General features: G+C 57.6%; 13 protein-coding genes. 2 read left to right on the forward strand and 11 right to left on the reverse strand.

Features of this window, described 5'->3' with window-relative positions; all coding sequences use genetic code 11:
• Nucleotides 1-3: 3 nt before the first annotated feature.
• Nucleotides 4-834: an ABC transporter ATP-binding protein gene (locus tag QP904_RS01675; protein WP_023021305.1), complete on the reverse strand. Its 831-nt coding sequence runs from the start codon at nt 832-834 to the stop codon at nt 4-6.
• Between the two features lie 18 nt (nt 835-852).
• Nucleotides 853-1,965 (reverse strand): dual-specificity RNA methyltransferase RlmN, encoded by a 1,113-nt coding sequence (gene rlmN, locus QP904_RS01680; RefSeq protein ID WP_489884471.1) that lies wholly within the window; start codon nt 1,963-1,965, stop codon nt 853-855.
• Nucleotides 1,966-2,059: 94 nt separating this feature from the next.
• On the opposite strand from rlmN, the gene QP904_RS01685 reads away from it, so the two are divergent.
• A complete protein-coding gene (locus QP904_RS01685) occupies nt 2,060-2,467 on the forward strand; it encodes a LapA family protein (protein ID WP_200288924.1) in 408 nt (135 codons plus the stop codon).
• 87 nt (nt 2,468-2,554) lie between these two features.
• Here the strand turns inward: QP904_RS01685 and QP904_RS01690 are convergent, their stop codons facing one another.
• From QP904_RS01690 to rpsB, 5 genes are all read right to left on the reverse strand, one after another.
• Nucleotides 2,555-3,433, reverse strand: coding sequence for a phosphatidate cytidylyltransferase (locus tag QP904_RS01690; RefSeq protein ID WP_200288923.1), 879 nt, complete (start codon nt 3,431-3,433; stop codon nt 2,555-2,557).
• 151 nt (nt 3,434-3,584) lie between these two features.
• On the reverse strand, nt 3,585-4,142 hold the full coding sequence (gene frr, locus QP904_RS01695; protein ID WP_023021301.1) for a ribosome recycling factor: 558 nt from the start codon (nt 4,140-4,142) through the stop codon (nt 3,585-3,587).
• Between the two features lie 71 nt (nt 4,143-4,213).
• A complete protein-coding gene (pyrH, locus tag QP904_RS01700; RefSeq protein WP_023027755.1) occupies nt 4,214-4,900 on the reverse strand; it encodes a UMP kinase in 687 nt (228 codons plus the stop codon).
• A gap of 268 nt (nt 4,901-5,168) precedes the next feature.
• A complete protein-coding gene (tsf, locus tag QP904_RS01705; RefSeq protein ID WP_023021300.1) occupies nt 5,169-5,981 on the reverse strand; it encodes a translation elongation factor Ts in 813 nt (270 codons plus the stop codon).
• 300 nt (nt 5,982-6,281) lie between these two features.
• A complete protein-coding gene (gene rpsB, locus QP904_RS01710) occupies nt 6,282-7,115 on the reverse strand; it encodes a 30S ribosomal protein S2 (protein ID WP_005325233.1) in 834 nt (277 codons plus the stop codon).
• A 393-nt stretch (nt 7,116-7,508) separates the two neighbouring features.
• On the opposite strand from rpsB, the gene QP904_RS01715 reads away from it, so the two are divergent.
• On the forward strand, nt 7,509-8,015 hold the full coding sequence (locus QP904_RS01715) for a M23 family metallopeptidase (RefSeq protein WP_308767530.1): 507 nt from the start codon (nt 7,509-7,511) through the stop codon (nt 8,013-8,015).
• Here QP904_RS01715 and QP904_RS01720 read toward each other — a convergent pair.
• From QP904_RS01720 to QP904_RS01735, 4 genes are read right to left on the reverse strand one after another with little or no spacing between them, the layout of a single operon-like run.
• A complete protein-coding gene (locus QP904_RS01720; protein ID WP_284835422.1) occupies nt 8,012-8,929 on the reverse strand; it encodes a tyrosine recombinase XerC in 918 nt (305 codons plus the stop codon). The two genes, QP904_RS01715 and QP904_RS01720, sit on opposite strands and share 4 nt — an antisense overlap.
• Nucleotides 8,930-8,964: 35 nt before the next feature.
• Nucleotides 8,965-10,146 carry a DNA-processing protein DprA gene (gene dprA / locus QP904_RS01725; RefSeq protein WP_023021297.1) on the reverse strand — a complete coding sequence of 394 codons (1,182 nt, stop codon included), beginning with the start codon at nt 10,144-10,146 and terminating at the stop codon, nt 8,965-8,967.
• Entirely contained in the window at nt 10,143-11,705 is a 1,563-nt protein-coding gene (locus QP904_RS01730; RefSeq protein WP_284835423.1) for a YifB family Mg chelatase-like AAA ATPase, read from the reverse strand. Before QP904_RS01730 ends, dprA begins: the two co-directional genes overlap by 4 nt.
• Nucleotides 11,692-12,090, reverse strand: a complete 399-nt coding sequence (locus tag QP904_RS01735) for a YraN family protein (protein WP_086587468.1) — start codon at nt 12,088-12,090, stop codon at nt 11,692-11,694. Before QP904_RS01735 ends, QP904_RS01730 begins: the two co-directional genes overlap by 14 nt.
• Nucleotides 12,091-12,112: the final 22 nt, after the last annotated feature.

Genomic DNA, 12,112 nt, shown 5'->3' on the forward strand with positions numbered 1-12,112 from the left:
CGTCTACAACTCCCCTTCCCCGCGCTGCGTTGTGCTGCCTTCGCTGCGCAACCACTCGAAAGAGTCCGCATCAAATTCACTTCCGCCGGCGAAGTGAATGAAGGCATCCGTCAGGCTGCCGCCTTGGCGCACATCTTCCACGTGGCCGGCGGAGAGCACCTGGCCACCGGCGATGATGGCTACGTGATCGCATAAGCCTTCCACTAATTGCATAACATGTGAAGACAGGATTACTGTGCCTCCGCGGGCGACATAGGCGCGCAGGATCTCTTGAATAAGCTGCCCCGAAACGGGATCCACTGCCTCTAGGGGCTCATCTAGTATCACGACCTCTGGGTTATGCAGGAGCGCGCCCGCCAGAAGTATCTTTTTAGTCATGCCGGCGGAGTAGTCCGCGATGGGTTTATCGGCGGCGTCGGCAAGCTGCAAGGCATCCAAAAGCTGTGCGCTGCGGTGCTCGACTTCGGCTTGATTCATGCGGCGCAATGCGCCGAGATAGAACAAGTACTCTGGGCCCGATAAACGGTCGAAGACCGGAGCGCCGTCGACAAGCAGGCCCATGGCCGCCTTGGCTGGCAGTGGCTCCTGCCAGGTATTGTGCCCGGCGATAAAGGCCTCGCCGCTATTTGGGCGCAGGAGGCCACACGCCATGGTCAACATGGTGGTTTTGCCCGCGCCATTGGGGCCAACGATGCCATAAATAGAGCCCCGCGGGATGTCGAGGCTCAAATTCGACACCACGGGGCGTCCAGCGAAAATTTTGTTCAGACCGCGCACGGCAAAGGCCTGCGTGGTCGGATCATCTGCAAGTGGCGGATAATTCGGAACAATCATGTCCGCCAATCTTATCAGTTAGGCTGACTTATCTTCCCGCTCATCCGCTGCAAGCTGACCACAAGCCGCCGCAATCTCATCGCCCTTTGTATCGCGCACCGTGCAGGGAACGCCTTGGGCTTGCACGCGACGCACGAACTCGTCCTGGCGGTCTTGCGGGGCCGCATCCCACTCTGAGCCCGGCGTGGGGTTCAGCGGAATAACATTAACGTGGACCTTGGAGCCCAACTTCTGGTGCAGCTTGCGCCCCAGCATATCGGCGCGGAAATCCTGGTCATTCTTATCGCGAATCAGGGCGTACTCAATGGACACGCGGCGGGCGGACTTATCCGCATAGTAGCGCGCGGCATCCAGCACCTCATCAACAGACCACCGGTTGTTGACGGGCACTAGACCGTCACGCAGCTCATCGTCCGGAGTGTGCAAGGAAACGGCCAGAGTGCAGGCCAAGTCTTCGTCCGCAAGCTTGCGAATTGCCGGAGCCAAGCCCACGGTGGAAACGGTCACGTTGCGCTGGGAAAGGCCAAAACCCGTACCATCCTGGCCAGAAATCTGACGTACGGCCTGGACCACGCGCTTATAGTTGGCCAGCGGCTCACCCATGCCCATGAAGACAACGTTGGACAAACGCCCACCTTCTGCAGCCATGGCGGCCGCAGCGTGGCGGAATTGCTCGACAATCTCGCCCGTGGACAAGTTACGATCAAGGCCGCCCTGGCCAGTAGCGCAGAACGGGCAGGCCATGCCGCACCCTGCCTGGGAAGAAATACACAAAGTAGCGCGACCTGGGTAGCGCATCAGCACTGATTCCAGTAGCGTGCCGTCGTGCAACCGCCACAGGGACTTAGTGGTCTCGCCGTCGTCCGTGGAGGTGGTCCGGATGGGTTTCATCAGCTCAGGGAAGAAGGCTTCCTTGACTGCTTCGCGCTTGCCGGCGGGGATATCGGTCATATCCTCGACGTTGTCGGTGTAGTGCTCGTAATAGTGCTTAGCCAGCTGCTTCGCACGGAATTTAGGTAGGCCAATTTCTGCGAGCTTGTCAATGCGCTCGTCTTCGGTCAGGTCCGCAAAATGCTTAGGAGGCAATCCGCGGCGCGGGGCGGAAAAGTTAAGTTTCACTGGTTGAGCCATAATATTGCCCATCTTTCCACGGTCTGCGTGGGATTTTCCAATTGGAGGCCGTGCCAAGTGGCATAATCGACAGGATTAAAGAAATAATGGATACATGACAAATCCAAATTATCCTGCAGATGATTTTTCTTCTTCCGACGCAGACCTCTCCTCGGCGGAGCTGAACGCTTCTGAACCGGAGACTAGTTCTGACCTAGAACCAGCCGTTTCTGACTCTACTTCTCACTCCACCCAGCCCTCTGGCAAGGCGAAGGGATCTTTCGCGGCCAGCACGTGGATGGCGCTTATCGTAGGATTCCTGCTGCTGATTGTCCTCATTGTGTTCATCATGCAAAACCAGCACGAGGTTCCCATGAACTTCCTGGGCTGGTCTGGCGAGTTCCCCGCCGGAATTGCTTTCCTCATTTTTGCTATCGGCGGCGCACTCATCATGGCGCTAGTCGGTGGCTGGCGCATGTTTGAGTTGCGTCGCCAGCTACGCAAGCAAGCGCAGCAGGTATAAATCTATATAAAAGCCGCCTCTCCCCTGTTCTGCCGTCTTTTTCGGGCAGTTTATACGGGAGAGGCGGCTTTTGTTTGTCTGATGTTCCTATGGTGTAAACGTAGACAGGAAGCTAATCGCTACCCAGGTGACCATGGCAGAAGGTAGCATGCCATCCAAACGGTCCATGAGGCCGCCGTGGCCGGGCAATAATGCCGACATGTCTTTAATACCCAGCTCGCGCTTAAATTGGGATTCCACCAAGTCTCCCAAGGTGGCACAGATAACTAGACCGAGCCCCATCAGGCCACCCACCCAGGCATCGTGATGGAGCAGAAATTTCACCGTGAGCGCACCGGTCACCACGCCGAAGATGATGGACCCACAAAACCCCTCCCACGATTTTTTAGGGCTCACCGCAGGTGCCATGGGGTGCGAACCAAACATCACGCCCGCAACATATCCGCCGGTATCGGAAGCCACAACGCACAGCATAAAGACGACGATGGAGGCAGCCCCACTGGAAAATGGAGTCGACACTAGCGACAACATAGCTGCGAAGGTGGCAAAAAGGGGAATCCACGTCAGCACAAAAATACCGACGGACATATCACGCAGGTAGTTGATAGGCGGACGATGACGGCCATTATGGAAAAGGCGGCCAAACATAAGTGCCAGCACCGCAGTGACATAGACCGCTACCAGGCCTGGCGCACCCAGGGGCCATGAGATCCACACCATGGCTTGGCCCAGAATAATAAGCAGCGTACGCGGAACATAGTAGGAATGCTCCCGCAGGCGGCTGAGGACCTCCCACATCGCAACGCCTACTGCAAGCGCTACGACCGCATACCAAGCCAGCGGACCAGCCCACACGGCAAGCACCACAAGAACGCCGAGCCCCACGCCAACACCGATAGCGGCCGGCAAGTCGCGGCCTGCACCATTCTTTGGCTGTGGCAATCGGCGGTTTATGGCGTCACTCACCGTGACCGGCTCCTTTCGCTGTCTTGTGTGATTCCCCGGCTAACATGCTCAGTTCCGCCGGCTCTGCCCCGTTTGTGGGAGCGGCGGGCCTTGGAACAGAAAAAGCGCCGCCGGCCGAGGAGACAGGCACGGCGGCAACAAAGCGGAGGTCCTAGACCTCCATCAGCTCGTTTTCCTTATTCTCTACCAAGCTGTCTACCTGCTCGATGTAGCCGGAGGTAATCTTTTCCATTTCCTTTTCTGCTGCGATGACTTCGTCCTCGCCGGCATCGCCGTCCTTTTGCAGCTTCTTCAACTGCTCCATGGCCTTGCGGCGAATATTACGGATAGCGATCTTGCCATCCTCACCCTTGCTCTTAGCCAGCTTCACCATTTCTTTACGGCGTTCCTCCGTCAACTGCGGGACAGTCACGCGCAGAACCTGACCATCGTTGGTGGGATTGACGCCCAAATCCGAGTTGCGGATGGAATTTTCAATCTCATGGATCATGGACTGCTCATAAGGCTTGATGAGCAGCATGCGCGGCTCTGGTACGGATATGGTAGCCATTTGGGTAATCGGGGTGGGAACACCGTAGTATTCGGCTACCAAGCCGTTGAACATGGCGGGGTTCGCGCGGCCGGTACGAATGGTCACCAGCTGCTCGCGGGTGTGCTCGACGGAAGCGGTCATGTGCTCTTCTGCTTCGAGCTGAATCTCATCGATCATGAGGCTAAATCATCCTTAAACGAATAGGGGTGGCTGTATAAAAAGGTAGCAGGTTCGCAGCCGCTACAGTATTAGGACTGCACCAGCGTGCCGATAACTTCACCGCCAGCTGCGCGGGCAATATTGCCCTCCTCCAGCAGGTTAAAGACCAAAATCGGCATATCATTGTCCATGCACAGGCTAAAGGCCGTTGCATCTGCCACCTTTAGGCCCTTTTCAATGACCTCACGCGGGGTAATTTCGGAGTACAACTCTGCATCCGGATTGGTGCGCGGGTCATCCGAGTAGACGCCGTCGACTGCCTTAGCCAGGAACAGAACCTCGGCGCCAATTTCCAAGGCGCGCTGCGCGGCGGTGGTATCCGTGGAGAAGTACGGCATACCCATGCCAGCGCCGAAGATAACTACGCGGCCCTTTTCCAAATGGCGGTCCGCACGCAGCGGCAGGTACGGCTCAGCAATCTGCGCCATGTTGATGGAGGTCTGTACGCGGCAATCAACACCTTGCTGCTTGAGGAAATCCTGCAGTGCAAGGGAATTCATTACCGTGCCGAGCATGCCCATGTAGTCCGAGCGTGCCCGGTCCATACCGCGCTGGGATAGCTCCGCGCCGCGGAAGAAGTTTCCGCCGCCAATCACCACTGCAATCTCGATTCCTTGGCGGGAGACCTCGGCGATTTGGCGGGCAACGTTTTCAACCACATCCGGATCGATACCGACCTTACCGCCGCCGAACATCTCACCGCCCAGCTTCAGCATTACTCGCTTATATCCGGTTCGCTTAATATCTGCAGCAGTCACGCCTACTTCGTCTCCTTAACGCGGGGCAGTTTCAATCTCCGCCCCATCTTACCCATATATCTTTCGCATCCTCACACCACCTGCCGATGCAGCCCGGTGGGTTTAAGCTAGGCACCAAAAAGGCACCTAGAGAAAAGAGAACCTCGCGCCGGTCACCCCATTAGCGCACAACAAAGCCCACAAAGGACGGTCCTTTGTGGGCTAGGTTTTAAAAGCGAGAGCGTGCTTAAGCGCCAACCTCGTAGCGAACGAAGCCAGTGATGGTGGTGCCAGCCTCTTCCGCAACCTGCTTTACGGTCTTCTTGTTATCAGACAAGGAAGCCTGCTCCAGCAGAACGATGGACTTGAAGAAGCCGTTCAGGCGGCCTTCCACGATCTTCGGCAGGGCTGCCTCCGGCTTGCCCTCCTCACGAGTAGTGGCCTCAGCGATCTCGCGCTCCTTTTCGACGATCTCTGCAGGAACGTCTTCGCGGGTGAGGTACTCAGCGTTCATTGCAGCAATCTGCAGGGCGGCAGCGTGAGCGCCTTCCTCGTTGCCCTCGTAGGAAACCAGAACGCCCACTGCCGGCGGCAGATCAGCGGAACGCTGGTGCAGGTAAACAGCAATGTTGTCACCCTCTACGGTAACTGCACGGCGTGCCTGCAGCTTCTCACCGGTCTTAGCGGACTCCTCGTCCACTACCTCGGAAACCTTCTTGCCGTCGATCTCAATGTTGTTGAGTTCGTCTGCGGAGTTTGCCTTGGCCTCAGCGGCAGCGTCAGCAATCTTGGCTGCGAAGGTCTTGAAAGCCTCGTTCTTAGCAACGAAGTCGGTCTCACAGTTGATCTCGACCATAGTGTTGCCAGAAACAGCAATCAGGCCTTCGGTTGCCTCGCGGTCAGCGCGCTTGGAGACGTTCTTAGCGCCCTTGATGCGCAGGTACTCAACGGCCTTATCGTAGTCGCCGTTGGACTCTTCCAGAGCCTTCTTGCAATCGAGCATGCCGGAGCCGGTAGCTTCGCGCAGTGCCTTGACGTCTGCAGCAGTGTAGTTCGCCATAGTTGGGGCGATCCTCCTTGAAAATCAAACAGTGTTCGTTCAAACAGCGTAGTCGACGCGGTGAAATCGCGCCGCTTTAGGGTGGCAGAAACCACCCCTTTTCTCACCTATGCATGAAGGTGGAGCTGGCTTCAGCAGCACCCAGCATAGATAAAACCAACCCCCGCCGCCGTTTGAGCACGGTGGCGGGGGTTGGTAAACAGCCTTGGGCAGGTATTACTCCCTTGCTGCCCCACACCAAAAGTGCGTGGGGTATTCAGTTAAACGCAGGTAAGGAAGGTTCCTACCAAGAAAGTACGATTACTTCTCGGCCTTGTCTGCGGATGCTTCCTCAGACTTTTCTGCGGAAGCCGGATCGGAAGCTGCGGCAGCCGCCTCAGCGTCACGCTTTTCCTTTTCAGCAGAGTCGCCGGCAGCTTCCTTGGCTGCAGCCAGCTGACGCTCCTCACGAGCCTTCTTGCCTTCCTCTACAGCGGAGGCAACGATGCCGGAGAGCAGCTTGGTGGAACGGATGGCGTCGTCGTTGCCCGGAATCGGGAAGTCAACGTCGTCCGGGTCGCAGTTGGTGTCCAAGATGGCAACAACTGGGATGTTCAGCTTGTGAGCTTCCTTGACCGCGATGTGCTCCTTGTTGGTATCAACAATCCACAGAGCGGACGGGGTCTTAGCCATATCGGAGATGCCGCCCAGAACGCGCTCGAGCTTGGCGCGCTCACGGTTGAGCATGAGAACTTCCTTCTTGGTGCGGCCCTTGTAGCCGTCCTCACGCTCGTCCATTGCCTGAAGCTCCTTCATGCGCTTCAGACGCTTGGACACGGTCTGGAAGTTGGTGAGCATGCCGCCCAACCAGCGGTGGTTTACGTAAGGCATACCGACGCGGGTTGCTTCCTCAGCAACTGCTTCCTGAGCCTGCTTCTTGGTACCAACGAACAGGATGGTGCCGCCGTGTGCAACGGTTTCCTTGACGAACTCATAAGCCTCGTCAATGTAGGTCAGCGTCTGCTGCAGGTCGATGATGTAGATGCCGTTACGGTCAGTGAAGATGAAACGACGCATCTTCGGATTCCAGCGACGGGTCTGGTGGCCAAAGTGCACACCAGCGTCGAGGAGCTCGCGCATGGTTACAACTGCCATGATTCGCTCGCTTTCTTTTATCTTGTCTTTCGGTTTTCCAATTGTGCGGTGTTTTATTCCGCACCCTAGCAACGAAGGCCCCGCTGACACCTTGTTTCCAAGGACCACGTCAGCCGCCAGGCTGTCTCTTCCTTCCAGCAGGAAGCGACAACTTCGCCGCGCGTAGTCAATGCCTCCACACGGTGGACACACTGCTGCCTCAAAGAATAATCCCTCTACGCTGGTTTTTCCAAACCGAATACAACTTATTCACACTAGGGTCGAAGCTGCTAAGCATCATGCGCCACATTCACCCCAATTGGACCATCCGCTACTCGTAATCCACAGCCCCACAGGCAAGGGCTTTCTGACAGCTCACCTCTGGTTAATGCTTTTCCCATGAGCCATTTTTCTGTGTCTTTTTCAAAGCCCGCTTTCCGACGCCCCACCTTCACCACCACTGCCTTCCTCGTCGTTTCTTCCCTCCTACTACTGTGCTGCCCGCCGGCCACGGCCTACGTTGATCCTGCCTCGGGTAAGCCAAACCCGGCGCGGGTTTTGCGCGGGTTTGAAGCTCCCGAACAAAAGTGGAGTCCCGGCCACCGCGGTGTAGACATGGCCCTTGCCGTGGGTTCTCCGGTGGTAGCCGCTGAAGATGGCGTTGTCGCGTTTGTCGGCACGGTGGCAGGAAAACCGGTCGTTTCCATCACCCATGCAGACGGGGTAAGGACGACTTATCAGCCCGTACACGGCACCGTAAAACAAGGCCAAGAAGTTCGCGAAGGACAAGTCATTGGCCGCTTGGGCAATCCCGTCGATGGCTATCCCGGCCTGCACTGGGGCGCCCTCATTGCAAAAGATACCTATATCGATCCTTTAACCTTGCTGGATATGCCAGTGATACGCCTCAAGCCACTTTAAGCTCGAGGATGCGCCTGGTTATATACGCGTTGCAATCTTTGCGCAGATACGTGGGTATAGATCTGCGTGGTATTAAGCGAGGAATGCCCCAATAGTTCTTGCACAACCCGCAAATCTGCCCCGCCTTCTAGGAGGTGGGTGGCAGCCGAGTGCCGCACTCCGTGCGGGGTAAGCCCTTGTGCACCGCTAACTTTGGCGGCCCTATCCACAATGCGCCGCACCTGGCGCTGGTCAATGCGCCCTCCCCTGCTGCCTACGAATACGGCTTTAGTTCCTTCCTCAGCGAGTTGTCCACGGCCCTTTTCTATCCACTGCCGCAAGGCGTCGTCCGCCGCATGACCAAAAGGCACCACGCGCTGCTTATCTCCCTTACCGGTTACGTGCAAGGTGCCGCGATAAAAATCAATATCGCTCAGGTCTAGGCGCACCAGCTCCGCCACGCGCATCCCGGAGGCATACAGCAACTCCAAGATGGCACTATCGCGCAGGAAGTGAGCTTCGTCTGCAGAAACCGCATTGCCCATGAGCGCACCGGCCTGCTCGGGGGATAGAACCGTCGGTAGGTGGCGGCCTACCTTGGGCGTGACTAGCCGTGCGGCTACATCTCGCTCGAGGTGCCCTTCGCGCACTGCCCAAGTGGAAAACCCTTTGGCCGCTGCGGTGCGACGCGCCAAGGTGGAGCGCGACTTTCCTTCCGCTACGGCCTCTGCCAGCCATTGGCGCAGGCTGTTGAGGTTAAATTCCGCAAAGGTAGGAACGCTGCGAGCAAGGTCGCGCAGATCTGAGCGATACCCACGTACCGTTGCCTCCGCACGGCCTTTCACGTGCAGTTGGAAATCCACGAAATCCTCGATAGCCTCAGCCATCTGCCCTTGAATATCCGGCGCCTTCGCGGAAACTCCATCTTCACTCATGTCACAGCAGTGTACTCGCCTTTCGCTGGGGCGATCTATTCCGTTTCCCGGCGCGCCCAGGTATTGCCGTGGCGGACAACGACACACATCTTCTCTAACGCCAATAAAAGGTGAACTGTCAACGGCAGACGAAATCCGGCGTCGCGGGCAATGTCCTCTGCCGTAGCTTTTTCTTGGCCTGGCGGCGGTGTTGCATCAAAGACTCGCAACTCATTGCGGGAGAGACGTTGTGTCATTGTTGCCGCAAAATTGATTTCATATTGTGCACCTGGATCTACTTCCCCGGCGCGGCTGACTAAGGCGCGAATTTCATCGGCGCTGGTGACCAACTGTGCACGGCCTTCCTGAATGCGCTGGTGACAGCCCAGCGAGCCGCTAGTGGTTATCGGCCCCGGTACAGCCATGGCCACGCGTCCTAGCGCTTCTGCCCAGTTGAGAGTATTAAGTGCGCCGGATCGAAAAGCCGCCTCCATAACTACGGTGCCGTGACTGAGTGCTGCTACTAAACGATTGCGCGTTAGGAACCGGTGTCGCTTCGGTGCGGTTTCCGGTGCGAATTCAGAAATAACGCACCCGTTATCCGCGATCTTGGCAAATAGGTTGGCATTGCGAGCCGGATAGTCCCTATCGATGCCGCACGCTGCTATAGCTACCGTGTGCCCGTTGTTGTGCAAAGCAGTTTCATGCGCCACGGTATCAACGCCTAGGGCGCCGCCAGATATAGGAGTCCATTCGTGTTGAACCAATCCGGACACTACGTTTTGGGTTGCCTGCCAGCCATAGCGAGAAATGGCGCGAGTGCCAACAATCGCTACAGCCTGAGCAACCTCCTGCTTCACAGGGGCGCCACGCACCCAGAGGCTGTGCGGCGGCAGTGCTTGGTCATCAAAGGTAGCTGGGGCTTCCCCGCTGTTTTGATAAAAGCCGAATGCGGAATCAAACTCCTCCGTTGGCCATTCTGGGCTTTCTGCCGTGATGAGCCGAGCCCCAACGCGTTCTGCTGCTGCCATATCCTCCGCTTGACGCAGCCAATCATAACGGGAGGCCGTGCGCGCAAGCAGCGGTCCTATCCATTCGGCACGATGGTAGATTCCATGGGCGATTTCCTCGGCCGGATACTGCGTAAGCAGGGCCTGCAAGGCAGCGGAAGGGCCTTCTACCACGCGGTTGAGGTATACCCAGGTGGCATAAGGGGTGGAGAGATCTAATTCGCTCATGCCGCGAGCCTTCCCACGTTGATGGAGCCACGCAGGTCGAGTGCGCGTCCCACCTCATCCAAGTCCGGCTGCATCTTTCCTGCTAAATCAGCTAAGGTCCACGAAAGCCTGAGCACACGGTCCACCCCGCGCTGGGAAATTTCGCCTTCCGCCAGGTAGGCGGACAACATGACCATTGCAGCATCTGCAGCCGGCCGCTTTCGGCGCAAGTAGGACGAAGGGACCTCGCCATTGGTCCGCGCGGAAATGCCATCCGCCCACCACCGCGCAGCGGCACGCTCGCGGGCAGCGGCAACTCGCTCGGCAATGACTGCGGAGTCTTCTTCGCCCTCCGCGTTAATCGTCGCCGCCTGCCCACTTAAGGTGACCACCATATCTAGACGGTCCCGGAGCGGACCGGAGAGGTTGGACAGATAGTTCATGCGCTCGTGGGGGTTACACCTGCACTGCGAAGGATCTTCTGCCGAGCACCTACACGGGTTTGCTGCCATGACCAGTTGGAAGCGAGCAGGATAGATAACTTCTCGGCGCGAGCGCGCAAGCCGTACTTGCCCTTCTTCCAACGGGGCACGCAGGCCATCGAGTACCGGTGCGGCAACCTCGCTGACCTCGTCGAGGAAGAGCACACCATTGTGAGCCAGGCTTACCGCTCCTGGGCGCGGATGCCCGGATCCGCCACCCAGCAGCGCGGCCCGAGTAACCGAGGCATGCGGGGCGATAAACGGAGCATGCTCAATGACCTCACCTGGCGTTCCGGTAAGCGAATGAATCGCGGTGGTCTCTACCTGCTGATCCGGGGTAAGTGTAGGCAGGATGGTGGGCAGACGGGAGGCAATCATGGACTTTCCCGCCCCGGGAGGGCCAATCATCATAAGGTGGTGCCCACCGGCCGCAGCAACCTCGGCGGCCCATTTTGCATTAGCTTGGCCCGCGATATCGCAAAAGTCCAAGCGCATCGTGGCTGCAGGCGCAGCTTCGAGCGAGCCAGAAAAACTCGCCGCCTGCGGTAACCCTCGGTTTCCGCACGCCCAGCTAAAAGCCTCTTTCAAAGATGCTGCGACGAGTACGTCCAAATCCGGCACCAAGGTTGCCTCGGCTGCGTTACCCGGCGGCACGATAAGAGTTGATATTCCCTGCTCCCTTGCGGCTAGGAGGGCCGGAATAATACCTGCGACGGGCCGAACGGATCCGTCGAGACCGAGCTCTCCCAAAACCAAGGTGCGCTGCAGCCGCCTCGCGGGCGAAGGCGAATTGCCAAAGCGCGGAAAGTCACCTTCTGCCTGCGCCGCCAGGATCGCGAGCGCTATGGGTAAGTCAAAGTGGGAACCGGATTTGGGAAGCGACGCTGGAGACATCGAGACGACCACCTTGGTCTTGGGCCAAGGAAGGTGGGAGTTAAAGGCTGCAGTCTTGATCCTATCCCGCGATTCAGAGATCGCGGTATCCGTCTGCCCCACAACATGTATCCCTGGCAGGCCGTGGCCAACGTTCGCTTCTACATCGACTAGCTGTGCTAGAACTCCGTTGAGGGACATCGTTAAGCAATTACCTAGAGCCATCTTCAACCCCCTTGAAGTGTTCTAGCGCAAATCCCTGCCCGCGCTCCAACAACGTTATAACGTCGAATCGCACCGAAGACAGTGGCTTTCCATCGAGCCACTGCGCTGCAGCCTTGCGAAGGCGCGCTAGCTTCTGCGGGGTTACGGCTTCTGCTACCCCGAAGCTGGGAGTAGCGCGCGTTTTAACCTCAACAAAGACGATGGTTCCGTCCGCCTCGCGCGCGATGAGGTCAATTTCTCCTACCCTATAAGAGACATTAGCGGCAATAATTTCGGCCCCGCGTTCACGGAGGTAGCGCGCGGCGAAGGCTTCTCCCCTTTTCCCTAAGACTTGCTTATGGCGAGGCTTCTTCGTGGCTAGGTGGTGTTCTGAACTAAATTGCATTGCAGTTTATCCTTGTGCGTCG

It is taken from the genome of Corynebacterium nasorum (genome assembly GCF_030229765.1).
Classification (GTDB): Bacteria; Actinomycetota; Actinomycetes; order Mycobacteriales; family Mycobacteriaceae; genus Corynebacterium; species Corynebacterium kefirresidentii.

Coding starts and splice junctions, on each gene's coding strand:
- dprA (WP_023021297.1), bottom strand. CDS start 10,146: ATGAGCGAATTAGATCTCTCCACCCCTTATGCCACCTGGGTATACCTC.
- QP904_RS01675 (WP_023021305.1), bottom strand. CDS start 834: ATGATTGTTCCGAATTATCCGCCACTTGCAGATGATCCGACCACGCAG.
- QP904_RS01720 (WP_284835422.1), bottom strand. CDS start 8,929: ATGAGTGAAGATGGAGTTTCCGCGAAGGCGCCGGATATTCAAGGGCAG.
- frr (WP_023021301.1), bottom strand. CDS start 4,142: ATGATCGATGAGATTCAGCTCGAAGCAGAAGAGCACATGACCGCTTCC.
- rlmN (WP_489884471.1), bottom strand. CDS start 1,965: ATGGCTCAACCAGTGAAACTTAACTTTTCCGCCCCGCGCCGCGGATTG.
- QP904_RS01730 (WP_284835423.1), bottom strand. CDS start 11,705: ATGGCTCTAGGTAATTGCTTAACGATGTCCCTCAACGGAGTTCTAGCA.
- pyrH (WP_023027755.1), bottom strand. CDS start 4,900: ATGCTGAAGCTGGGCGGTGAGATGTTCGGCGGCGGTAAGGTCGGTATC.
- QP904_RS01735 (WP_086587468.1), bottom strand. CDS start 12,090: ATGCAATTTAGTTCAGAACACCACCTAGCCACGAAGAAGCCTCGCCAT.
- tsf (WP_023021300.1), bottom strand. CDS start 5,981: ATGGCGAACTACACTGCTGCAGACGTCAAGGCACTGCGCGAAGCTACC.
- QP904_RS01685 (WP_200288924.1), top strand. CDS start 2,060: ATGACAAATCCAAATTATCCTGCAGATGATTTTTCTTCTTCCGACGCA.
- rpsB (WP_005325233.1), bottom strand. CDS start 7,115: ATGGCAGTTGTAACCATGCGCGAGCTCCTCGACGCTGGTGTGCACTTT.